Source organism: Veillonella sp. 20925_1_51, assembly GCF_041431445.1.
In the GTDB taxonomy this organism is placed as follows: Bacteria; Bacillota; Negativicutes; order Veillonellales; family Veillonellaceae; genus Veillonella; species Veillonella nakazawae.
This window is the reverse complement of record NZ_JAPVXT010000002.1, coordinates 277,852-303,237: the sequence shown is the minus strand read 5'-3', so window position 1 is coordinate 303,237 and position 25,386 is coordinate 277,852. Positions and strand designations below refer to the sequence as shown.

Here is a 25,386-nt window from a genome sequence, read left to right as displayed (position 1 = left end):
AGTATTTTTAAGGAGGTTCTGTCATGAACAAAACAGAATTAATCGCAAGTGTTGCACAAAAAACTGAATTAACTAAAAAAGACGCTGAAAAAGCGGTAAAAGCTGTATTTGACACAGTTGCTGAAGAATTAGCTGCTGGCGGTAAAGTACAAGTTATCGGCTTCGGTACATTCGAAGTTCGTGAACGCGCAGCTCGTGAAGGCCGTAACCCACAAAACGGTAAAACTATCACAATCGCAGCTTCCAAATCCCCTGCATTCAAAGCTGGTAAAGGTTTGAAAGAACAAGTTAACGCTGCAAAAGCTAAAAAACGCAAAAAATAATCTTTAATGGATTGGAAAGAGACCTTTCGAGGTCTCTTTTTTTCGTCTATTTATGGTATAATGCACAGAGAAAGGGTGTACTATGAATAACGAAAGATCACGGAAGGTTCTCATCGTGTCCGCTTCTATTGGGACCGGACATATGCAGGCCGCCAGAGCCATAGAAGAATATTGGAAAGAGAAAGAGCCACAAGCTTCCATAACGCATGTAGACTTTCTTGATACAGAAACCATGTCTGTAGAGCATTTGATCAAGGGCACATATATCAAGATGATTGACGTATTTCCTATGCTATATGATATGATTTACCGTGTATCAAAAGGGGAAAAACGTGGTACGATTTTGCAAACTGCATTGTCATACCTATTGAAAAGCCGCATGCTTAAGTTGGTGCAACAAGAAGAACCAGATGTGATGGTATTTACTCATCCATTCCCATGTGGTGCAGCGTCTATCTTAAAACGTCAAGGTCATATCGATGTACCATTAGTGGCTATCATGACGGACTTTAGTAGTCATCAATTTTGGCTATATCCACAAATTGATACATACTATGTAGCTACTGAATCGATGGTAGATGAAATGGTATTATCTGGTATCGATGCCTCACGTATCCATGTATCAGGGATTCCAGTGCGTCGTGCCTTCTTCCGTGATGCTATTGAAGAATATAGCTTAGAGGAACCTATAAAAGTGCTCGTTATGGGTGGGGGCCTTGGATTGGGTTCTCTAGAAACGGCATTAAAACACTTAGATGAAGTTAATGGCATTGATGAAATTACTGTTGTAGCCGGTCAAAATACATCTCTTTATGAATCCTTAGTTACCCTTAGTGAATCTATGCGTACTAAGACTATTGTGTATGGATATACTACGAATATTTCGGAGCTTATGAAATCCTCTTCCTTGCTGGTAACAAAGCCTGGTGCATTAACCTGTATGGAGGCTGTTACAATTGGTTTACCTATGGTGTTCTTTAATGCTATTCCTGGGCAAGAAGAGGCTAATGCAGAGCTATTAGAACAACGAGGTTGTGCTCGTTGGGCTCGTGATATTCATAACTTAGAAGATGTTGTGACCGCCCTTCTTATCAATTTACCACGACTTCAACAGATGTCTGAGCGCGCTCGTGAATGGCATGTTGATGGTGCAGCGAATATCGTAAATAGCTTAATTGAAATTCTAGATGCTACTAATACGGACGAACCTGTTGAACTAGTAAAAGCGGAAGAGTCTATTAATTAATCTCTTGTGGTAGCTAGTACGAATATAATTAGTTATTGGTAATGAGCGTATTTCTAGATTAGTAATATATAGATATTAGTAGCTTTATATGAAATAAAAAGCGATGACTTTTAGGTCATCGCTTTTGTTTTATTGGTATTGTTCAATATGTTCTTGTCGAATTTTTTGAAGTGTTTCTAAGAATGTATCTGTGCTTTCAGCACTGTCCAACAAGTCTTTTAGTTGGTAGGAATCATCTAGGGTCACACTCCATTGGAAGGAGTCGTTATCGTCGTACACATTGAATACGATTGGCGTCTCTAAATCCTCTGGCAAATGACCGTCATCATCGGACACAGTTGCATAGGTGCCATCTTCCAAGAGTTCTGTAAATAATGTGTCATACCCATCGATATCGATAAGTTCAAAATTGATAGTTTCATAAAAGTCTAAAACGATATCTACTGCCATGTGGACCTCCTCATGAATATATACGTTACGTTTATTCTACTGACGGCGCCTGTTACTGTCAATGGTAATGTGTAGTATAATAAATAACAGAATGACATAATAGGAGCATACGATGAACGTTATTAGTTTACAAAATATAGAAAAATCATATGGCACACGACTGCTGTTTAAAGATGTGAATATTACTTTCACCACTGAAAAACGGTTAGGTCTCGTGGGCATTAATGGGACAGGTAAGTCTACGTTTTTAAAAATCTTAGCAGGGCAAATGGAGCCTGATAAGGGGACCATTGAGCGAAATGGTAAGGCTAGTATCCATTACTTAGCGCAGACACCAGACTTTGATCCAGATTCTACATTGTTAGAAGCTGTTCTTGATGGAGACCATCCTCGTTTGCGGATGGTGCAATCTTTTGAACGTATTAGTCGTGAATATCGTGAAATGCAAGAGTCTGGTAGCGAGGATAGTAAAATATCGCGTAACTATATGAATGCGTTAGAACAAATGGATCAACAAGATGGATGGCAGGTAGAGCAAGAGGCTCGTATTATTTTAACTAAATTAGGCTTTCCTGAGATGGATCAAAAAGTGGCTATGTTATCTGGTGGCCAAAAGCGTCGTCTCGCGTTAGGACAGGCATTATTATATCCTTGTGACCTATTATTGTTAGACGAACCGACAAACCATTTAGATGAAGATAGCATCGACTGGCTTGAGTCCTACTTAAGTGCTCGCCAAGGGGGCCTATTAATCAGTACTCATGATAGATATTTCCTCGACTCTGTATGTAATGGAATTTTAGAGCTTTCTAATCGTCGTATGTATCAATATGACGGTAATTACGAAGAATTTATTGCCTTGAAGGCTGATCGAGAGGCTCGCGAGGCCGCTACGGAAGAGAAACGCCGTCAGTTCTTGAAACGAGAAATCGAATGGGTACGTCGTGGGGCTTTGGCGAGAACGACGAAACAAAAGGCTCGTTTAGACCGCTATGAAAAACTTAAGAATATGGAGAAAACTAGACGTCCCGATCAAATGGATCCCATTGCTTTAAAAACGCGTTTAGGGAAAACCATTTTTGATATTGAACATTTAGAGTTCTACTTTGGTGAGCGCCCTATGATTAAGGATTTTACCTACCATGTAGTGCGTCATGATCGTATTGGTATTGTAGGCCCTAATGGTGTTGGCAAGTCTACCTTTATGAATATTCTTGATGGAACCTATGAACCTACAAACGGTACTATTGGTAAGGGAGAGACCGTTCGCATTGCCCATTTCAAACAAGAACTACCAGAGTTTGATGAAGATATGCGTGTTCTCGATTATATTCGTGAAGATCATTCCTATATGGTTTTGGGCGATGGTTCTACGTTGAGTGCTGGTCAAATTCTTGAACGATTCCTTTTCACACCAGAGTTACATGGTGTGCCGATTCGTAAGCTTTCAGGCGGTGAACGACGTCGTTTATATCTATTGAAATTGCTTATGAGCGCTCCTAATGTTTTATTACTAGATGAACCGACCAATGATCTTGATATTCCTACATTAGAGGTGCTAGAGGACTTCCTTGATTCCTTTAGTGGGGTCATTATCACAGTATGCCATGATCGTTACTTCTTAGACCGTGTTGTAGACAAACTCTTTGTTTTTAGTGGCGATGGTCAAATTGAAATTGTTCACGGCTCCTATTCCGATTACAAGGATTCTTTAGATGAAAGTAGTGGTGGAAAGCGCCCATTCTACATGGCCAATACTGATACATCTATTGCTTCTAAAACTGATAAAACTAACAAATCTGAAACTAGTACTGGCTCTGATGATTCATCATTAAGTACTTCGGTAGATGGTAGTGATAGTAATATGGCTACATTTGGGGATGATACTTTCAAAGAAACACCGAAGAAGGGACTCAATAAAGCGGAAGAAGCAGAGTATGCTAACATCATGGATGAATTACCTAAATTAGAGCATTTAGTAAAGGGGCTCGATGTCATGATTAGTCAAGTTGCTACTGATTATGAAAAGATGCAATCCTTGATGGCTGAGCGAGAAGAGACTCAATCCCAAATAGATGCGCTCACAGAACGGTGGATGGAATTAGAAGAACGCCTATAATTCCTTGTATCATGCGATTTTTTAATATCTGTTATGCAAAGGAATTACATGTAAATTTATTGATAAAAATCACAATGTATAGTATAATTTCATCGATTAACGATAACAACGTTACCTAAGTAGGAGGAACTTATGAGTAAGTACCAATTTTTAGACCGTCGTGTACCTATTGAAGACGGCAATATTGCATTAGTTCAAGATTTGTCCAAATGTAAAAACTGCTCCTTATGTCGTAAAGCGTGTGCTGTAGACATGGGCGTATTTGATTATTATGACTTAACAACTAATGGGGATCATCCAATTTGTATTCATTGCGGTCAATGTGCATCTATTTGTCCATTTGATTCCATTAATGAACGCTCTGAAATTGATGAAGTAAAAGCAGCTATTGCTGACCCTAATAAAATCGTCGTTTTCCAAACTGCACCTGCTGTACGTGTTGGCTTAGGTGAAGAGTTCGGTCTTGATGCGGGTACATTCGTAGAAGGTAAAATGGTAGCTGCTCTTCGTAAATTGGGTGGCGACTATATTTTAGATACAAACTTTGGTGCTGACATGACTATCATGGAGGAAGCATCTGAATTGTTGGAACGCGTTATCAATAGTGATGCGGTATTGCCTCAATTCACATCTTGCTGTCCTGCTTGGGTTAAGTTTGCTGAAACATTCTATCCAGAATTCTTGCCAAACTTGTCTACAGCTAAAAGTCCAATTGCAATGCAAGCGCCTACGCAAAAAACATATTTTGCTGAAAAAATGGGCCTTGATGCAAAACAAATCGTTGCTGTTGCAGTAACACCTTGTACAGCTAAGAAATTCGAAATCCGTCGCGATGAAATGAACTCCTCTGCTGAATACTGGGATGTACCAGAAATGCGCGATACAGACTACTGTATTACTACACGTGAACTTGCAAAATGGTTACGTGCAGAAGAAATCAACTTTGATGAATTAGAAGATTCTACATTTGATCCATTGATGGGTGAAGCATCTGGTGGTGGTATCATCTTCGGTAATACTGGTGGCGTTATGGAAGCGGCTATGCGTGCGGCTTACAAATTAGCAACTGGTGAAGATGCACCTCAAACATTGATTCCATTCGAAGCAATTCGCGGTATGGATGGTGCTCGTGAAGCAGACGTAGTGATTGGTGATAAAACATTACATGTGGCGGCTGTTCATGGTACAGGCAACTTGCGTAAGTTTATCGAACGCATGCGTGCAGAAAACATCCATTATGATTTCATTGAAGTAATGGCTTGCCGTGGCGGCTGTATCGGTGGTGGTGGTCAACCACGCGTTAAATTACCGATGGCTGATAAAGCTCGTGAAGCTCGTATTGCATCCTTGTATACTCGCGATGCAGAGGTACAAGTGAAAGCAGCTTGTGATAATCCAGATATCCAAAAATTATATGCTGAGTTCTTCGATGGCAAACCTATGAGCCATAAAGCACATCACATGTTACATACAACATTTGTAAATCGCTCTGAAGACTTGGGTCCTAATGGTGCTTGTACGCCTGCTACATGTCCAACATCTGTGCCTAATTTGAAAAAGGCAGCAGAAGCAGCTAAAGCTGCAGCAGAAGCTAATAACTAATAGGTAAAAATAGTAACAGTAATAATTAACCGTATTTGTAACAATTAACTGTTAACTGTTGTAATTAGTTGATACATACTAAGCCCGTATGTGGCTTAAGATAAAAAGCAGATAGTTGATAATTTATCAGCTATCTGCTTTTTTTATTGTCTTTAGATTTGTATGGGATGTTATGAAGAATCATAGAACTATTCACCTTACGAGTTATTGTGATCTAGAATGTTTAGAGGGTACACCTATGATACGTAAATACTATTATAGGTGTTTTCACAGAATAAGATACTATATATGCCATATACGCATAGGGGTTAAAATATAGAGCATGGTAAATTGTTTAGGAATTATTGTTAGTGTGCTATAATTAAATTATATTTATAGAAGCAATCAATACTGTTTCAGGAGGATCTTCATGGCTTTTAAATTAAAAGGAAAAGAAGAAAAGTTTTTCAGTATTTTAGAAAATCATGCTGCTTTTACATATGAAAGCGCAGAGATGATGGAACGTGTGTTTAAAGGCGAAATCTCTAAAGAAGAGGCTTTTCTTGAAATTGATACAAAGGAAAAAGCTGCCGATGAATTAGTAACCGAAACTGTAGAACGTTTGCGTAAAACATTCATCACTCCAATGGATCGCGAAGATATTCAGCTTCTAATCGACCAATTGGATACTACATTGGATAATATTAAAGAAATTATGGATAAAATGGTTATGTACCACGTTGGTAAGCCAAGTGATGGTGCTATCCGTATGAGTGAAATCGTTGTAAAATGCGTTAAGCATATTAATAAATCTATTGGCTATATGGGTAGCCTTAAAAAGGACCATGTAAAGGTAGAAGGCCGTGTACACCAAGTATTGAAACTTGAGTCTGAAGCGGATAATATTTACCACGAAGAAATGGCTAAACTCTTTACTGAGTGTACAGATCCTATTGAAATTATCAAATGGAAGGAAATCCTTAGTGCCATGGAGGATGTAATCGATGGTTGCGAAGATTTGGTTGGTACATTCCGCCGGGTAGTATTGAAGTATGCTTGATGCTCAATATTTAGTATGGCTAGTTGTATTTCTAGCATTAGCCTTCGACTATATCAATGGCTTCCACGATACGGCGAACGCTATTGCTACATCTGTTTCGACTCGTGCTATTGAGCCTAAAAAGGCAATTATGATGACTGCGGCACTCAATTTCTTGGGGGCCATGGTTAGTACAGGCGTAGCAAAGACAATCGGTGGTGACATCGTAATGTCTGCGTCTCTCATTAATAGTGCGATTATCTCAGCAGCTCTTATTGGTGCCATAACATGGAACTTGCTTACATGGTATTGGGGGATTCCTAGTTCCTCATCTCATGCTCTTATCGGTGGTATCATCGGTGCTGTAGGTTGGTCCGTAGGGTTCGATGCTTTAAATGAGGCAGGGATTATAAAGATTTTCTTATCCCTTATTTTATCTCCAATTGTAGCCATGATTGGTGGCTATATTGTGATGAAAGTATTGTTGCTTATCTTTGGTAGATTTTCTCCAATCGTATTGAATGATAGATTTAGATCCATGCAAATTGTATCTGCCATCATGATGGCCTTTTCTCATGGTTCTAATGATGCGCAAAAGGCGATGGGGATTATTACCTTAACATTACTTAGCGGTGGCTTTATCGATACATTAGAGGTACCAGTATGGGTTAAACTTTGTTGTGCTACGGCTATGGCCATGGGTACAGCGGTAGGCGGTTGGAAAATCATCTCTACTATGGGGACTAAGATTTTCAAATTGGAAACTATCAATGGTTTCGCTGCTGACTTAAACTCTGCCATCACTATTTTTACAGCTACATTCTTACATTTACCTGTAAGTACTACACATGTTGTAAGTGGTTCCTTGCTAGGCGTTGGGTCCTCTAAACGTTTGAAAGCTGTTAACTGGGGCGTAGCAAGATCTATGGTATTGGCGTGGTTTGTAACAATTCCATTATCTGGTATTGTAGCAGCTATTGCGTATGAAGTAGGTCACTTACTATTTGGTTAATACAATCATATATAGAAATAAAAAGACTGCGAAAGCAGTCTTTTTTTCTGTAGTAAAAGTATTAGATTGATTAAGTTATCCCATTTGTTGATGAGATTTTAAGACTTAAATTTGACTAGTTGTATCTAGTATGTAATCAAAGAATATAGGTATACATTAGATTTTAAATACTATATTCTATAAAAGCGATTTATCTATATTTGGCAACGTTGATGTTACAATTCAAGTTGAGAATAGGAAAATGCTTATAAATATGTGCTTTTCTTGATTATGCATTTTATTAATAAATACAGTTTATTACACGTTTAAAGACTATTATGAGATTGTTTATAATGAATAGATATTGCATACTTATGTATGAGCAGTTATACTATCGGTAGAAGGAGTTTTTCAAGTGAAAAGTGAGGTATGTATATGGCATGGGGTGGAACTAGACGCGGTGCCGGGCGCCCACGTAATCCGATTAAACGTATTGGTAGAACCATTCGACTCAGTGATGAAGAGTTTCTTTCACTCAAACCATTAATTATGGCCATTAAGGCAAATAATGATAAAAAATATAGGCAACAATATAATCGAAATAGATAAAAAAGGCATTGTCACAGCATATACAACTTAATAAACTTTACATCTATTTTACAATAATCCATTTTAAAATCTTTCAACTACAACACATCTCTACTCTCTACAATATGCTGTGTGCAATACAAGCAGTACGAAGAAGGTCCCAATTTATAGAATTGGGACCTTCTTCGTATATTACATATGTAATTTTTGAAAACCTACATTAATTTAGGGGACTTAATAAAATAATAGAAAAAAGTTAATTTTATTTGTTTTTATTACCCTATTCCTATTTTGTTATATGAAAAAAATGTAAGAATAGATATAATACAAGTATATACGTGAGTAAATTTAGGAGGTGTTAGCTTGTTACAAGATTTACTATCTGAGGATAATGTATCTTTTCATTATCCTGCAGAAACGTGGGAAGAGGTAATTCGTCACGGTGGTCAACTTATGGTTGATGCAGGTTTTACTGACCCATCTTATACAGAGGCTATGGTAGAGGTTGTACGTGAAATGGGGCCATATATTGTATTGGCACCAGGTCTTGCTATGCCACATGCTCGCCCGGAAAATGGGGCAAAACGTGTAGGTACTGCTTTAGTAACCTTAGAAAAACCATTAAACTTTGGTAGCCCTGATAACGATCCGGTTTCTGTTGCATTATTCTTATGTGCTCCTAACAAGGATGAACATATTCAATTGTTGACTGATATTGCTACGTTATTTGAAGATGACGAGTTTTTAGATGCAGCAGCTGATTTTGAAAGTATTGAAGATGTACAAGAATTCTTGGCAGAGCGTTTAGAAGATCAAGAATACGTTTAGGAGGAGGCAAGTATGATTTCTGTATTAACTGTATGCGGTAATGGTATTGGTTCTAGCTTGATGCTAAAAATGAAAATTGAAGAGATTTGTGCTGAAAATGGTATTGATGCACAAGTTGAATCTATTGATTTTAATGCCGCACAAGGCCGTAAAGCAGACCTTATTGTAACCGTAAAAGAGTTAGCGGAACAATTTGAAGATAAGAATGTCGCTATTGTTCGCAGCTATATCAATAAAAAGAAAATCACTGAAGATATTCTTGAGGCATTGAAACAAGCAGCTCAATAAAATGTAACAACTATATATAGGAGGTAGTGCCATGGAAATGGTATTAGAGTTCTTACGCGATGTGCTGTCTCAACCAGCACTTTTGATTGGTATTATGTCATGTATAGGTTTAATTGCCTTGAAACGTCCGTTTCATAAGGTAATGACCGGTACATTAAAACCTATTCTTGGCTACTTGATGCTCGCAGCCGGTGCAGGTGTTATCGTTAATAACCTTGATCCACTAGGTAAGATGATTGAGCATGGCTTCCATATTACTGGCGTTGTACCAAACAACGAAGCTATCGTAGCTGTAGCACAAAAGGTACTTGGTGTTGAAACGATGTCTATTCTCGTTGTAGGCTTATTGATGAACTTATGTATTGCTCGTTTCACCAAGTTCAAATATGTGTTCTTAACAGGTCATCATAGCTTGTTTATGGCATGTCTTATGTCTGCCGTACTTGGTACAGCAGGTTTATCTGGTATGGAACTCATCCTTGTAGGGGGTTTCTTGATGGGCGCTTGGTCTGCTATCTCTCCAGCAATCGGTCAAAGTTATACATCCAAAGTTACAGACGGTGATGAAATTGCTATTGGTCACTTTGGTAGCTTAGGTTACTATTTATCTGCTTGGGTTGCTCAATATGTAGGTAAAGCTGAAGATAGTACAGAGGATATTGAAATTCCAGAAAAATGGGGTTTCTTGCGTGACTCTACTTTATCTACAGCATTGACTATGATCGTATTCTACTTGATTGCAGCCTTTGCAGCTGGTTCTGAGTTTGTAGCTACCTTATCTGGTGATATGAGTCCTTACTTATATGCTGTTATGAGCGCTATGAACTTTGCTGTAGGTGTAACAATCGTATACTCTGGTGTACGTATGATCTTAGGTGACTTGATTCCTGCTTTCCAAGGTATTGCTACAAAAATTATCCCTAATGCAATTCCAGCAGTAGACTGTGCAGTATTCTTTACATATGCTCCAACGGCTGTAGTATTGGGCTTCATTAGCTCCTTTATCGGCGGTATTATCGGCATGCTTATCCTTGGTGCTGTAGGTGGTGTATTGATTATTCCTGGTCTTGTACCTCATTTCTTCTGTGGTGCAACAGCAGGCATTTATGGTAATGCTACAGGCGGCCGTCGTGGTGCTGCAGTAGGTGCATTCCTTAATGGTTTGGCGATTACCTTCTTACCAGCATTGGCATTGCCAGTTCTTGGTCAATTAGGTTTCCAAAATACAACATTTGGTGATGCAGACTTTGCAGTAATGGGTCTTGTATTAGGTCATGCATTCGAATGGATCGGTATGGCTGGTATCTATGGTATCGTAGCCATTGCAGCTCTTGTACTTATTATTCCAAACTTTATTAAAACAAAAGGTAAAGTTATTAACTACGTAGAAGAGGAGTAATGAAAACAACTGAGCCACATAGTAATGTTGTAGTTAGATATGTATTTCTGGCCATCGGTGCAATCAGTTTTGCTCTCGGTACAGCAGGAATTGTAATACCACTATTGCCAACAGTTCCTTTTTATATGCTTACTTTATTTTGTTTAGCTCGAGGATCTGAACGTTTTCATAACATGTTCTTAGAATCTAGTTTATATCAAAAGACTGTTGGTGCTTATGAGCGCGATAAAGCGTTGACGTTGCGGACAAAGTTGTCCATTCTCTTATCGGTTAGTACAATAATGGCAATTGGTGCCTATTTTAGTCAAGATATGCCCATTGCACTTATCGTTATGGCCTTTGTATGGATTAGTCATGTTATAGCATTAGTCTTTATTGTAAAAACAAAAAAAATAAAGAATTATCTCTAATAATTCTACATATAGCCTTGTAAGTTAGACGGCGTTGGTTTAACTTGCAAGGCTTATTTTATTATAAAATCAATAATACATAGAGTAGATTGTGTAATGAATGGATTTTAATGAACAGAGCGTTATATATTACTGAAATTGTCTTATGTGGATTACAAATAGTAGAAACTTATATTTTTAAAGAAAAAATGAATTATTACAAAATTGAATTTGACAATGAATATCAACAATTATACTATGATAACTGTGTATATAGTAACTAATATAGTATTTGTATATATGGTGATCGTATGAATCCACATAATCATGCAATATCACATGCAGGGACGTCTATATCGAGACATAAGGTGTTTGATGGTATCGATTTAATGTTCCTTGATGTGAAGCAAGAAACGATTCAATTTTATGCTAAATCACATACTAAGACATTTGCCATAAATCATTGTGAAGAGGGGCGTATAGAGTGTAAGTTTACCTCTGGTGAATATTTATATATGGGACCAGGGGATATGTCTTTAGGCTGGCATATTAGCTCTAATTATCAACATGAAAATTATTTCCCTACTAAGCTTTTTAAAGGAGTTGTATTATTAGTAGATGTTGAAAAAGCTCAGCCTATTTTAGATACTCTTGTTACTGAGACCCGTATTGATTTAACTCAGCTAGCAAATCGATTTTGTGAGCAATCTGAATTTGGTATGATGATGGAAGAGACGGAATCTGTTCGTCAGATTTTTTCTAGTTTATATAAAGTGCCTGATCAAATTAAAGGGCACTATTTTAAATTAAAAGTTATTGAAATTTTCTTATTATTATCTATTATTTCTACAACTAATCATGAAAAGAGAAGCTCCTATCGTAAACAACAAGTAGATATTGTAAAAGCTGTTAATGAATATATATCTACACAGTTTATGAAACGGATAACCATAGATTCCTTGTCTGACCAATTTGATATTCCTACATCAACATTAAAGCGTTGTTTTAAAGGGGTATATGGTACGACAATCCATCACTATTTAAAGGAATGTCGTATTAATGCAGCTAAGCACTTGCTTCAAGAGTCAGATCAATCTATTTTAGAAATTGCTAATGCCGTAGGCTACGAGAATGGTAGTAAATTTACTAGTGCATTCAAAGAGGCCACAGGTGTAACGCCTAGTGATTATCGTAAAGTATAAATACCTTAAGCCCAACTAAACCAAGGCATGCATTATAGTGTTAGTAATATTTAAAATATAAGTGTTTAAGGCTTAGAACGAGTAGGTTATAAAACTTAATATTGTCCGAAATGTATATTTTTGGTCTTTTCGGAGTAGATATGCAAGATACACTTTGCTAACATTAAAATGTAAATGATATTCAATGTCATTATATGTTGGTAGAGTGTATCTTTTTTATTTTGTGTATGAGATACAAAACATATGGTTAGTTAGAAATTGAGGAGGGCACAATGAACCGGTGGGGACATGTAAAACGCAGCATTATTCTGTCTAGTGCAGTTGCCTTGTGGCTTAGTGCACCGCTTGTAGTGTGGGCGGGGAATGCGACTGTTACTACGGATGTTGTTCATGTTAAAGGAACATGGGCAGAAGAAGAAGCAAAATTGAACTCACAGCAAGTGCAAATCATTACTAAGAAAGAGATTGAAAAGAAACAGGCGAAGTCCGTCGAAGATATTATATTTACTCAAACAGGTGTATCTAGAACCGTTGATGCTATGGGCCGTGTTGGTGTATCCATCCGCGGTGCCGAAGCGCGTCACACACTGATCCTTGTAGATGGTCAACCCGTACTCGGCGATTTTGATAAGTACTCTGGTGCAGCAGACGAAGTCCAACGGCTAGGTACAGAAAATGTTGAACGTATAGAAGTTATTCAAGGTGCTGCCAGTGCTAAATACGGCTCTGATGCTATAGGTGGTGTCGTTAATATCATCACCAAAAAAGCACAAAAGAAACCAACCTTACAATTGAATGCAGAAGGTATGCGTCGTAAAAGCGATGGTGATGCGTTCCCATACCAAAACTTTTTCATTCGTGCCGACTCTGGTCAAATGGGGAAATTAAAGGTTGGTTTATCTGGTAGTAAACGTGATCTTATGCCTGTTTTAGCATCCGTTAAACGTCGTGACTCCGGTATGGCTTTTGATTATGCTAAGCATAACTTCAAACCAAATGTACTTCGTTACTATGGTGATGCGGCCGATATCGGTCTTGTAGCAACTTATGATGCAAACGATAAAAATAAATTTGAAATGCGTCTCAACCGTTATACAGAAGATCTTGTACGCGATGTTAAACACTCTGACTCCGACTTAGAGCCTCAACAACACTTTAAACGTACTGCAGATCGTAATACGGCAAACTTGCAATGGTCCTCTCGAGCTGGTAAAAGTGACTGGACGGTTGAAACTAACTACTCCCGCATCAAAGAATATGACGTAGCCCTCATTAGTTATACTGGTCGTTCTGCTTATGAAGGCTCCAATGAGTTGCGCTATATCGATAATATCGATCACCGTCAATTAGACATTCGAGCTAATGCGAATACACAGCTCAATAAAAATCATCTGCTTAGTTACGGCGTGAGCTATGCTCGCGAAGAAGGTTCTGGTAGCCGATTGAAGAGCTCTCCTAATACAAGCACTATGTACATCGATCCATGGGACTATGATAAGAGCTTGCTTGTAGATAAACTAGACCGTCTTGTAAGACGTAAAGGCGATAACAGTATTAAGGTATATTCTCACATCCACGACTACAAGTTCATCAATTCCGGTGGCGGTATGCCACAATGGGATATGGATTATGAATACTATGGCGCCGAAACAGATGCTCAAAAACCAGGCATTACATACGATGACTATATAAATTATGGTTTATCTGAAAGCCGATTAAGTGATTGGTCTAGTACATCCCCTAATAATCAACCTGTAACGGATGAGTTTAAAGCTCGTTATAAAGTTTTGGAAGATCGTTTAAAAGCAGAAAATCCTGTATTATCTGCTACACGTGCCAATATCGTAGGGGATTACTTTAAGTATGGCGAATCCAATGATCCGGAAATGCGTAAAAAAGCACCTAAGCTCAATGGTAAAGCCTTCTTAGAAGAATATCGTAGCCGTGATCAACGGTTAACAACTGGTAGCGGTACGATTCGAAAGTTAAATGCTTATGTTTCTGATACTTGGCAGGTGAATAAGAATTTAACCTTATCTCCAATTCTTCGCTTTGATAATAGTAGTCTATTTGGTTCTAATTTGTCTGCGTCCTTGGGGATGACCTATAACGTAAAGGGCAATACACACCGTAGATTTAAAGCCAATGTTGGTACTGGTTATACAGAGCCTGGTATGGGTGAATTATGGTATAACTGGGAAATGTACGCTTCTAACCCTGTAGGGATTGGGGTAGCAAAACTCGGTTGGTACTGGGCGGGTAATCCTAATTTAAAACCTGAAAAATCAGTCAACTTTGATATGAGCTTGGAAGGTGAAAATAAAAATACTTATGCGCGCGTAGGTGTATTCCACAACCGCATCAAGAACTATATGTCTGTGTACTTCACAGGGGACTTCATGGACTTTGCGCCATACCTCAAAGGCGATGCGAAGTACCAACGGGCCCCAGATATGATTTACAGCTTTAAAAATATTGGTAAAGCAGAAATCACAGGTGTTCAAGCGGAAGTACAACAAAAGTTCGGCAAATATTGGTCTGGTAAGTTAGGTTATACATACTTGCATGCCATCAACAAGAGCGATCCAAGTATGCCTCGTCAATTGCTTGATAAACCAATGCACAAAGTTGACATCGGTATTACTTATGACAATCCTAAATCCGGTTGGAATGGTTCCATCTGGGGTGATTACTATATCAATATGCTTGATAGTAATACACTAAATAATGGCGGTAACTACTGGCCAGATATCTTGTCTGGTGATGCAGGCGTTTATAATAAGCAAACTTATGAAAAGAAAACATTTGGCATTTGGAATGTAATGGTTCAAAAACGATTCAATAAAAATGCCATGATGTACTTTGGTATCAACAATATCTTTAATCATCGCGATGATGATCGTGCTACACAAGAACGGGTATATCGTGTGGGCGTTAACCTTAAATTCGGTGGTGGTGATAGCAGCAAAACTACAGCAATCGGCAAATCCAAGGATGGCACAACTGTTAATGCAGTAGGGGCCAATACACCTAATGGCGCTAATGGCGAAGTAGTAAATGCTGAATCTGGTGTACAAAATGTAGCAGATGTAGTTCGTTTAACTGACTTTATTCGTTCTGATTTTGATACCACAAAAGAACGTGGTGTTACATTAGTTGGCGATTACAGAGCGCGCTGGATGGCACATGACGGCTCTAATAGACCACAATCTCCATTTAGAGCGAACTCTGCTATTGGTTCTGCCAAAGCAAATATGTACGATGCTAATCGTCATAGCTTTGAACAACGCTTACGACTTGGCTTTGATGCACGTCTTAATGAGTTTACAAACCTCAAAGTTATCGGCAGTGCGACTGGCATGAGTGGTGTAGATACAAGCTGGACTCAATCTGATTCTAAAGGCTTTAACCATCAACGAATCGATACCGTGGATCTCACAAGACGCGTAAAAAAATGGGACGTATCTGTGGGCCGCTTAACTGAGCCTATGGGTGCGAGTGGATATTGGTTCGGTCAATCCTATGATGGTGTTCGTGCCGTTTGGAATGGTCACGACTCTCAAGTTCGTATCGGTGTTGGTACTTTCAAACATAATACAGGTATTACTGATTCTGCCTATACTCACGCAGTACATGAAGTTATTTACAGACCGCCAACAGCGGCTGAGTTAATCGGTATTAATCGCGATGAATTCCCATACGATATTGAAAGTGCTACTAAAACTGGTTCTGATGGTGAGAAAAAATCTAGTGAAGATACGGCGGCACCAGATAGTCCTAATGGTATTTATGATTCTACTTACAAAGGTAAGACAGATAGCATTTACTTCTATCAACAGCTAAAAGGATTACAAGATGAATATGAAGCTTATAAAGCTACATTAAATCTTAGCTGGAGCAATCCAAATCGCGATCAAGAGATTGAAAAGGCAAATGCTAAGCTCGTAGAAACACAACAAAAACAAGCTCAAGTGATGAGCCGCTTACAAGATATTCTTACTAAGGCATACCCTACAGATATGGCTGAGAAGAAATTCTCCCTCGATATTCCATCTGGTGGTTATGCAATGTATGAAATCACTAATAAGAATACAGGGGAAAAACTCTATAAGACCGGGGACATTATGTATAATGTGAACTCTTCTTTATACCCTGAATACTTAAAAGAAAAGGCTAAAGGTCTTATCGTGTCTACTGACAATAAAGATGCTTTAGTAAACCCTAAAGGTTATGTTGAAAAACATGGTGACGAGATCAATCAATCCGTAGCAGAAATTGCTAAATATAATGCTACAGATAACTGGAGCAACTATAACAATAGTGAGCTTGATGTGGTTTGGGTTAAACAGCCAGATGGCACGTTCAAACAATCTTATGATTACTATGGACAGCCAGCTAGTGATTATGAGTTCACTGGTTACTTGGGTGCTAAAACGTATAAATACGATAGTGGTAGTTATGTATTTAGTGATTATGATGCTAAAGATGCGATTTACAAAAAGAACTTTACAATGTCCTCCAATGATTGGGGTGAAGGTAGTTCTTACTATGGTTGGGGCATGCCAAATGCATTGTTCAACTATATGTATAATCTTGAAAAGGTTGTACATGATGCAGAGTCTGAAAACAAATTACCACGTGAAGCGATTGGTAAGATCATTGGCAACTTGATTCAAACAGAAGGGGTAGTTCTTGAAAAAGATACTGTACCAGCTATTGATAAAGCTGCCTTTGTTCAATACAAGAAACAAATAGGCTCTCGTCTTGGCTTACAAGCGTGGTATTTACGCTCCTTTGGCGGTAAAACGCATACATACCTAAATGCAAATGGCAACGGTAATGATGAATATAGCTTCTCCAATGTAGCTCATATATTCGGTATTGGCGCTAAATATCAATTAGGTGCGAATGCATCTGTTACAGTCGATTACGGCCAAAACCGTTCCAACTTGGGCCGTTATTTAAATGGTAGTACTATATACCAACACGAACGTGGCACAGCCGACTTTGCTCTTAAAGGTCATCAAATGGGTGGTACACCACACTTCTGGATGGCTCGTCTCGACATTGGTCGTGCCGACCTAGATATTCCTAAATCTTGGAATGCGTTCATCGATTACAAATACTTTGAACATGGCTCCTTCTTTGGTGGCAATGGTACTGGCGCAGTACCGGATCGTTATCTCGACGGTATTCGTAGCTTTACATTCGGTGCTGGCTATGTGCCTCGCAAGGATTTACTCCTTGAGGCATTCTACACATTCGATGCGAAGGGCACTAATAAACGAGATACGTTATATGGTAGTGAAAGCTTTAAGTTAGGCGATTATACAAGAATTCAAGGGACCTACAGGTTCTAATGTTCAGTCTGTAAACAGGCAGAAAGGTTACTAATATGGAAAACTTAAATTATGTCATTCACTTGTTTCATAGCGGCGGATATGTAATGTATCCATTATTACTCTTGTCTTTCATGGTTATCGCTATCGCTGTAGAACGAGCTTTCTACTATCACAAATATGCCGGTAAAACTTTCGTTGTTACCCATGCAGTCAATGAACTAGCAAAATTACAAAATTGGGCAGAAATTGATAAAGTAATCAAAGAAAACCCATCTATTGCAAGCCGTATTGCAGAAGCAGGTTTACATAATGCTTCTAGCGAGGAAGCTATGAAAACAGCCTTTGCTGACCAAATGGGCGTAGACGCAGTAGGCTTCCGTAAATATATGGACTATCTCAGTGCTACCGTTACAATCTCTCCATTATTGGGCCTATTAGGTACAGTAACAGGTATGATTGGTTCTTTCAGTATCCTCGACTCCGGTGCGGGCGCATCTGCTATTACTGGTGGTGTTGGTGAAGCCCTCATCGCTACAGCATCTGGTTTGTGCGTAGCCATCATGGCCTTTATTGTATATACAGTATTCAGTCATCGTTTGGATGCTATCATTAACCAAATTGAAAATATGTGTGTTAGCATTGTTAGCGCTAAGCGAGAAGGGTGGAAATGATTATGAACTTACAAAGCTTTCGTATGAAAACAAAGCCTGAATTCATGATTATCCCAATGATTGATATTATCTTCTTCTTGTTGGTATTCTTCATGATGAATAGCTTACAAACAGTGGCTCAAAAAGCATTATCTGTACAATTACCACAAGCTACTAGTGCATCTGCACCGGCTCAGTTACCAGTTGTATTTACACTTGATGCGGAAGGGCATATTACAATTGATAACAATCCAATGAGTATTGATCAAGCAGAAGCTATGATTAAACAACGGATTCAAGAAAATCCTAACGCTAGTGTTATCTTACAAGCCGACAAACGTGCAGCTCATGGTCAAGTAGTAGCGATTATGGATATGCTAAAACAATCTGGTGTTAAACGCTTGGCTATTGCAGCTGAACAGAAAGGATAGCTATGGGACTAGGCATATCATGGAAAAAAGCAGCCATTATATCCGCCATAGTTCATCTTATTGCTCTATTTATTGCCGTAATCTTTTTCGTAGTGGTTCCAGCAATTCAAGACATGGAAACTTATGAAATCGACCTCACACAAAGTGTGCTCGATGATGGCGGCAGTGGTCATGCCGGCGGTGGTGGCGGAAACAGGTCAGACCTATTCCCTAAACCATTATCGGCTGATGAAGTAGCGGCAAGAACAAAGGCTGTTGTAGCAAATGTTGATCCATCTACTGCAAGAGATATTCCTGATGCAGTAGATGTACCCCCGAAAGGCGGCGAACATAAAGGTAATACCTCTGGTGATAATTCCACAGGTGGTTCCGGCCCCGGACATGGTGGCGGCTCTGGCGGTGGAAACGGTACAGGTGATGGCACTGGCAATGGTGATGGCCAAGGTCAGGGGAATGGTAAGGGTGACGGCACTGGTAAAGGTGACGGTCATGGTACAGTGAAAGCTGCATTTGATGTAGAAGGATTCCGTGCAAGAGTGCAAGATAATGCACAAATGCCTTCCATGGCTTTAAAAAGAAAATTACAAGGCGATGTGACTGTACAAGTAACACTTGATACAAATGGTAGTCTTATTGGACAAAGTATCGTATATTCTACAAATGAAATATTCAATGATGCGGCAATGTCTGCCGTAGTGGCCGCAACACCATATAAAAATCCAACTGGAGCAGATATCGATATCAAGGTACCAGTTGAGTTTAGAGGTCATGAATCATCTGATGATGAAGATGAATAGAAGTATCTATGTAATAGACCTATCTATGAATTAAAGGAGATAATTATGAAATCCATTATTTTATATTCTTCCCTCACGGGAAATACTAAAAGCGTAGCGGAAGCAATGGCTTCCGTTATGCCTGAAGGTACGCCTTGCGTTCCTGTAAAAGAGGCGCCTGAGAATTTAGCTGATTATGACAATGTTTTCGTAGGTTTCTGGGTAGACCGCGGTACAGCAAATAAAGAGGCTGCAAAATTGATTGAAACCCTAACAAATCCTAATATCGTATTCTTTGCCACATTAGGTATGTATGCAGATTCTGATCATGCTCGTGAAAGTATTGAAAAAGCATCTGAATTATTACAAAATAAGGAATCCCTTGTAGATGGCTTCGTATGCCAAGGTAAAATTGATCCAAAAGTCATCGAAATGATGTATAAAATGTTCCCACCTGGATCTACTCATGGTCAAAGCCCTGAACGCGATGCCTTACATAAAGCGGCTGAAACGCATCCAGACGAACAAGACTTTGCAAATGCAAAAGAATTTACGAAATCTGTACTTGCAAAGTTGCAAGCCTAAACTGAAAGGGGATTGGAGTATGAGTTTAGCAAGTTTCTTTGAATCCATTCCGGAGAAACAACGCAATCTACAATTAGGTTTAGAATGCGATAATCCGATGAGTGGTGCATTCCCTCATAAACGGGTTGTTCATGCAGGGCTAAATGGCACCTTAGTTTCGCCAAAGGAAACACAAGCCGTTTGGGATACCTTAATGAATGGCACACCGAAAAAGGGTGAAATGCAATGCGCCTATATTCACATTCCGTTTTGTAAGACTAAATGCACATATTGTGGCTTCTTCCAAAACGGTACGAGTCAAAACGTAGAGGACCAATATATTGATGGTCTTGTTAGCGAGTTAAAACTAGCTAGTGAGCGTCCAAGATTAAAAGATGGATTAATCCACGCCCTATTTATTGGCGGTGGTACACCAACATCGTTATCTCCAGCAAACTCTGAACGATTGCTAAAAGCAATTAAAGAATATTTGCCACTAGCTAACGATTATGAGCTTACCTTAGAAGGCCGTATTCACGATTTGATTCCTGAAAAGCTCGATGTGTGGATGGCAAACGGCGTAAACCGCATGTCTATTGGTGTACAATCTTTCAACACAGAAGTTCGTCAAATGGTAGGCCGTCTAGATACGAAAGAAACCGTATTAGAACGGCTGGCTGCGTTGAAAGCCTATGGTCAATGTTCTGTTGTTATCGACTTAATCTATGGTTTGCCTGGTCAAACTATGGAGGTTTGGGAACAAGATCTAGCTGATTTAGTAATCTCTGGCGTAGATGGTGCTGACCTATATCAATTGAACGTATTTGATGGCAGTGATCTTAATAAAGATATTGCAAACGGTAAGGTGCCAGCTGCTGCGACGACAGCAATGCAAGGGGATATGTTCGAATTTGGTCGTAAGTACCTTGATGAGCGTTCCTATCGTCGATTAAGCGCTGCTCACTGGAGTGCAAACAATCGTGAACGTAGCTTGTATAATATCTTGGCTAAAGCGGGCGTGCCTATGTTCCCATTTGGTAGCGGTGCCGGTGGTAATGTGGATGGGTACGGTATGATGTTACATCGTGCATTAAAGCCATACGAAGATATGGTTAGCCGCGGTGAAAAACCATTTATGGCTCTTATGAAACAAAGTGAGTTACAACCCGTCGTAAATCAAGTGGTAAGCCAACTTGAACAAGGGTTCCTCAATATTATGAGTTTGGTAACACTAAATCCAAGACTAGAAGAATTAAACTGGCTCTATGAATTATGGGAAGAACGTGGTCTTGTAGCTTACAATGGGTTACTTTATAAATTGACTGCAGCTGGTGAATTCTGGACTGTTAACCTTACACAAAGTACCTTGGAAGCTGTGGAGTATATCATGACTGGTAAAAACTCCTTCGCTATGGAAGCGGTGGCCGCCCAAGATACGAAAACAACATCTAAAGATAATCCTAATCAAGAGGTACGTGGTATTGGTCAAGGTAAAGCTAATATTTCCGTACCAACAGATGAAGATTCCGAAGCACAACGCAAGGAAGCCCTTATAGCTAAGGCAAAAGCAGAAATTGCGAAAAGTGGTGCATCTGGTGAGTCAGCAGAGCGAATGGTACAGGCTATGTACAATTTGAGTGCTGATGAAATTGAATATATGATGGAACGTATGATGTCTTAACTTGTTATATTACACCTTATATCTAACAACCTTTCTCACACACAACATATACTAAATAAGACAAACTACGTGACATACAGTACACTTTGTACTACAAAGTAGCCCCAGACCATGGTCTGGGGTTTACTTTTTATAAGGTGAAAGGTATTCTGTAACTATAAGAAGTAATAACACTATAAGAAAGAATAAAACTGTAAAATGTATAGAACTTAAAAGTATATAGTGCTTGATACCATATAGAATAGATACACTATATTCAAAGAACAACCAGAGTATAATTGTTGTATGAATAGTTATGTTTTCGGAGTTAGGAGATTAGTATGAGTACATTTCCTCAAAAACATATAGATATTGTTGGCATAGGTGCCAGTACATTAGATCGATTTATCGTCGTCGATCATTATCCTACAGGCCGTGAGGTACAACAAGTCGTATCGTCTACTACAGATGGTGGTGGGCCAGTGGCTACAGCACTAGCGGTGGCAGGAAAATATGGTGCCCGTACCGCAATGATTGATAGCATTGGTGATGACATGGTAGGTCGTCATATATTAGATGACTTTGAAAAATACAATGTTAATACAGAGGCAATTCAAGTTGAAAGCGGTGCTAACAGTGGTGTGGCAACAATCCTCGTAAAACAGAGTACTGGTGAGCGTGCTGTATTTTTTGAACGGTCTACTGCAACTGAGCCTGAGTTTTTAGATACCCATAAGCAGCTCATAGGATCTGCCTATATTCTGCATATCAATGGTCGACATCGCCAACTCATGCGCTCTGCTATGGCCGTTGCAAAAGAGGTAGGCACTATCATTTCTTTAGATGGTGGTGCTCAGCGTTACGATGAAGACATGAAGCCTATTACTGAAGCCAGTCATATCGTTATCGTAGCTCGTGATTATGCTGAAAAATATACGGGCACAACTAATTTAGAAGAGGCTTGTTGTATCATTCATGAACGAGGTGCATGTATTGCTGGCGTTACAGATGGTGCTAATGGCAGTTATTTTGTTTGGCCTGATGGAACATCTTATCGATGTAAACCATTCCCACAAGAATCTGTAGTGGATACTACAGGTGCGGGGGATAGTTTCCATGGTGCTTTTTTAGCTAATTTAGTACATACAATTAATCATATGAAGGGGCAAGACACAACTTCGACGACTAAGCATGACCGTGCATCTATACATGCTGTAGAGTTGCTCAAAGCTTGTGCACATTCCGATTTAGAGAAGGCCGCTATTTTTGCATCTGCAGTAGCTTCTTTAAATACACAAGGCATAGGCGGGCGCAGTCCACTACCAACGTTAAAGTCAGTGCAGGAACTAATAGGATAGGACTACAGTTATGTGGAAAAATACTTCAAAAAATCAAGTTCAGCAATATATGCAACAAAATCCTTATCGCCTATTAGCCCTTAGCTTTTTTGCTACCATGACTATAGGGACGATATTACTCATGTTGCCCATATCAAATGCTCAAGGTCATAGTACAACGCTTGTAGATGCAGCTTTTACCGCAGTATCTTGTGTTTCTGTAACTGGATTGTCAACAGTAGATACCTATCATCATTGGTCCTTGTTTGGCAAAATCGTCATGGTAATCCTTATCCAATTAGGTGGTTTGGGGATTGTTTCCTTTACCACTATTATTGCTCTAGTATTAGGGCGACGTGTAGGTCTGAAAAATCGCGTGCTTTTGTCAGAAGATGTAGGGCAAGATGGTATGAAAGGGCTTCTACACATTACGAAGAAGCTAACCATTTATACCTTCTGTGTCGAAATAATTGGGGGCATTATCTATACCATTCAGCTATATCCCTATATTGGTGATGCTGCTTTATATACGGGGATTATGCAATCTATTTCTAGCTTTTGTAATGCAGGATTTATATTCTTTGATAATGATCTACCTTATGCTATGGTGGGCGATGTATTATTTAATATGAATACAATGGCCCTTATTGTAATAGGTGGTTTTGGTTATCTCGCAACATTTGATATTTGGTCGCATCGCAAGCTACGACGATTTGTAGATTTAAAACTACATACAAAAATAATGTTAGTTGGTACAACGGCGCTCATCCTTTTAGGAACTATTATTTTCTTGGGGGTTGAGTGGGCGAATCCCAAAACGTTTGGCCCTTTACCTATATGGAACAAGGTCATGGCATCTCTGTTTCAATCGATTACACCTCGTACAGCGGGGATTGCAACTGTAGATTATAATGATTTACATCCAATTACACTGTTTATTACCATCATTTTTATGTTTATTGGGGCAGGTCCTAACTCTACAGGGGGCGGTGTTAAGATTAGTACTATTGCCGTCGCTTTTCTAGCAGCGCGTACATTATTTAATAACCGTCCTGATACAGAGGTTTTTGAACGTCGTATTTCGTTGATTACTGTACTTAAGGCAAATGGGATAATCTTTTTATCTATCCTTTTTGTTTTATTTGCTACTTGTTATTTGGCTTGGGATGAGCCATATGACTTTATTCGACTGCTTTTTGAGGTAACTTCTGCCTTTGGGACCGTAGGTCTTACAACGGGTATTACACCTAATTTATCTGAAAGTAGTAAATGGGTGTTGATGTTTGTTATGTTTACAGGTCGTGTAGGGGTTATGACTGTTATTGGTACTTGGGCGCTAAGAACGGCACCGACTAAACCAATTAGCTATGCAGAAGAGCGTGTATTGTTATAAAAATAGATTAGATTGAATATAAAAGAGGTCATATATGAAACATAAAACGATAGCAGTAATAGGTCTTGGTCAATTTGGTGGCACTGTTGCCAAGATGTTAGCTTCCATGGAGCATGAGGTATTAGGTGTAGATATTGATCCAGAAGTTGTACAGAAAATTTCGCCATTTATAACACATGCTATAGTTGCAGATACAACTGATGAAGAGGCAATCAAAGAATTGGCCCTAAGCCAGTTTGATATGGTTATTGTGGCTATAGGTGGAAATCTTCAAGCTAATTTAATGACAGCTATGCTTCTTAAAGAATTAAATGCACCTAAAATTGTGGCCAAGGCTGAAAATAATATACAAGGCAAAATGCTTCATAAAATAGGTGTAGATCAAGTGATTTACCCTGAATACGATATGGCATTACGCCTTGTACAGTTTTTAACTAGAGACCATGTGATGGATTATTTACAACTATCTAAAAATATTAGTCTCATAGAAATTAAGGTGCCAACATTCTTGGTAGGATCTAATTTAAAGGATTCTAATTTGCGTGAGAAATATAATCTTAATGCAGTAGGCATAAGACGCGGTGAAGATTTAGAAGTTCCACCAAACCCAATTACCATTCTCGGTGAAGATGATAAATTATTAGTAATTGGGAATAATTCTGATTTAGATGCATTAACGGTGTAGTAAGTATACGAAAGAGATATAATTATATCGAAAAAATGTGATACAATAAAAATAGAATTCAGTATAGGCCATACGTATTCGTATGGCCTTTTTAAATAGAAATGA

Annotated in this window: 22 protein-coding genes; 21 read left to right on the top strand and 1 reads right to left on the bottom strand. The window is 38.9% G+C overall.

The annotated features are described in order from the left end of the window. The first annotated feature begins 23 nt into the window (after window positions 1–23). On the top strand, window positions 24–323 hold the full coding sequence (locus tag O3607_RS03880) for an HU family DNA-binding protein (RefSeq protein ID WP_005385694.1): 300 nt from the start codon (window positions 24–26) through the stop codon (window positions 321–323). An 82-nt stretch (window positions 324–405) separates the two neighbouring features. Next, window positions 406–1,569 carry a glycosyltransferase gene (locus O3607_RS03875; RefSeq protein ID WP_316065723.1) on the top strand — a complete coding sequence of 388 codons (1,164 nt, stop codon included), beginning with the start codon at window positions 406–408 and terminating at the stop codon, window positions 1,567–1,569. 129 nt (window positions 1,570–1,698) lie between these two features. Here the strand turns inward: O3607_RS03875 and O3607_RS03870 are convergent, their stop codons facing one another. Next, the gene (locus O3607_RS03870) at window positions 1,699–2,019 is read right to left on the bottom strand and encodes a hypothetical protein (protein WP_024064881.1); all 321 of its coding nucleotides are present in this window, start codon (window positions 2,017–2,019) and stop codon (window positions 1,699–1,701) included. A gap of 112 nt (window positions 2,020–2,131) precedes the next feature. On the opposite strand from O3607_RS03870, the gene O3607_RS03865 reads away from it, so the two are divergent. The 19 genes from O3607_RS03865 to O3607_RS03775 all read left to right on the top strand — a co-directional run bounded on the left by O3607_RS03865 (window position 2,132) and on the right by O3607_RS03775 (window position 25,281). Beyond that, a complete protein-coding gene (locus O3607_RS03865) occupies window positions 2,132–4,138 on the top strand; it encodes an ABC-F family ATP-binding cassette domain-containing protein (protein WP_371443347.1) in 2,007 nt (668 codons plus the stop codon). A 132-nt stretch (window positions 4,139–4,270) separates the two neighbouring features. Then, window positions 4,271–5,740, top strand: coding sequence for a [FeFe] hydrogenase, group A (locus O3607_RS03860; protein WP_295216139.1), 1,470 nt, complete (start codon window positions 4,271–4,273; stop codon window positions 5,738–5,740). Window positions 5,741–6,149: 409 nt separating this feature from the next. Further along, window positions 6,150–6,779, top strand: a complete 630-nt coding sequence (locus O3607_RS03855) for a DUF47 domain-containing protein (protein ID WP_287534025.1) — start codon at window positions 6,150–6,152, stop codon at window positions 6,777–6,779. Then, the gene (locus tag O3607_RS03850; RefSeq protein ID WP_213467736.1) at window positions 6,772–7,770 is read left to right on the top strand and encodes an inorganic phosphate transporter; all 999 of its coding nucleotides are present in this window, start codon (window positions 6,772–6,774) and stop codon (window positions 7,768–7,770) included. The genes O3607_RS03855 and O3607_RS03850 overlap by 8 nt, the downstream gene beginning before the upstream one ends. Window positions 7,771–8,184: 414 nt before the next feature. Next, the gene (locus tag O3607_RS03845) at window positions 8,185–8,358 is read left to right on the top strand and encodes a hypothetical protein (RefSeq protein WP_213467737.1); all 174 of its coding nucleotides are present in this window, start codon (window positions 8,185–8,187) and stop codon (window positions 8,356–8,358) included. A 342-nt stretch (window positions 8,359–8,700) separates the two neighbouring features. Continuing rightward, the gene (locus O3607_RS03840; RefSeq protein WP_024047885.1) at window positions 8,701–9,165 is read left to right on the top strand and encodes a PTS sugar transporter subunit IIA; all 465 of its coding nucleotides are present in this window, start codon (window positions 8,701–8,703) and stop codon (window positions 9,163–9,165) included. 12 nt (window positions 9,166–9,177) lie between these two features. Next, window positions 9,178–9,453 (top strand): PTS sugar transporter subunit IIB, encoded by a 276-nt coding sequence (locus O3607_RS03835; protein ID WP_227283678.1) that lies wholly within the window; start codon window positions 9,178–9,180, stop codon window positions 9,451–9,453. Between the two features lie 31 nt (window positions 9,454–9,484). Then, on the top strand, window positions 9,485–10,852 hold the full coding sequence (locus O3607_RS03830) for a PTS ascorbate transporter subunit IIC (protein ID WP_227283679.1): 1,368 nt from the start codon (window positions 9,485–9,487) through the stop codon (window positions 10,850–10,852). After that, window positions 10,852–11,262: a YbaN family protein gene (locus O3607_RS03825; RefSeq protein WP_371443346.1), complete on the top strand. Its 411-nt coding sequence runs from the start codon at window positions 10,852–10,854 to the stop codon at window positions 11,260–11,262. Before O3607_RS03830 ends, O3607_RS03825 begins: the two co-directional genes overlap by 1 nt. Window positions 11,263–11,552: 290 nt before the next feature. Next, window positions 11,553–12,443: a helix-turn-helix domain-containing protein gene (locus O3607_RS03820; protein WP_371443345.1), complete on the top strand. Its 891-nt coding sequence runs from the start codon at window positions 11,553–11,555 to the stop codon at window positions 12,441–12,443. A gap of 272 nt (window positions 12,444–12,715) precedes the next feature. Continuing rightward, window positions 12,716–17,803, top strand: coding sequence for a TonB-dependent receptor domain-containing protein (locus tag O3607_RS03815; RefSeq protein ID WP_371443344.1), 5,088 nt, complete (start codon window positions 12,716–12,718; stop codon window positions 17,801–17,803). A 35-nt stretch (window positions 17,804–17,838) separates the two neighbouring features. After that, window positions 17,839–18,456: a MotA/TolQ/ExbB proton channel family protein gene (locus O3607_RS03810; protein WP_371443343.1), complete on the top strand. Its 618-nt coding sequence runs from the start codon at window positions 17,839–17,841 to the stop codon at window positions 18,454–18,456. Between the two features lie 2 nt (window positions 18,457–18,458). Beyond that, window positions 18,459–18,866 carry a biopolymer transporter ExbD gene (locus tag O3607_RS03805; RefSeq protein ID WP_039969325.1) on the top strand — a complete coding sequence of 136 codons (408 nt, stop codon included), beginning with the start codon at window positions 18,459–18,461 and terminating at the stop codon, window positions 18,864–18,866. A gap of 2 nt (window positions 18,867–18,868) precedes the next feature. Further along, a complete protein-coding gene (locus O3607_RS03800; RefSeq protein ID WP_371443342.1) occupies window positions 18,869–19,663 on the top strand; it encodes an energy transducer TonB in 795 nt (264 codons plus the stop codon). A gap of 45 nt (window positions 19,664–19,708) precedes the next feature. After that, the gene (locus tag O3607_RS03795; RefSeq protein WP_371443341.1) at window positions 19,709–20,227 is read left to right on the top strand and encodes a flavodoxin family protein; all 519 of its coding nucleotides are present in this window, start codon (window positions 19,709–19,711) and stop codon (window positions 20,225–20,227) included. A gap of 19 nt (window positions 20,228–20,246) precedes the next feature. Continuing rightward, window positions 20,247–21,887 carry a heme anaerobic degradation radical SAM methyltransferase ChuW/HutW gene (gene hutW / locus O3607_RS03790; protein WP_371443340.1) on the top strand — a complete coding sequence of 547 codons (1,641 nt, stop codon included), beginning with the start codon at window positions 20,247–20,249 and terminating at the stop codon, window positions 21,885–21,887. A 320-nt stretch (window positions 21,888–22,207) separates the two neighbouring features. Further along, window positions 22,208–23,224, top strand: a complete 1,017-nt coding sequence (locus tag O3607_RS03785) for a carbohydrate kinase family protein (RefSeq protein WP_371443339.1) — start codon at window positions 22,208–22,210, stop codon at window positions 23,222–23,224. Between the two features lie 10 nt (window positions 23,225–23,234). Continuing rightward, window positions 23,235–24,596 carry a TrkH family potassium uptake protein gene (locus O3607_RS03780; RefSeq protein WP_371443338.1) on the top strand — a complete coding sequence of 454 codons (1,362 nt, stop codon included), beginning with the start codon at window positions 23,235–23,237 and terminating at the stop codon, window positions 24,594–24,596. Window positions 24,597–24,630: 34 nt separating this feature from the next. Then, a complete protein-coding gene (locus O3607_RS03775; RefSeq protein ID WP_005385754.1) occupies window positions 24,631–25,281 on the top strand; it encodes a TrkA family potassium uptake protein in 651 nt (216 codons plus the stop codon). Window positions 25,282–25,386 lie beyond the last annotated feature (105 nt).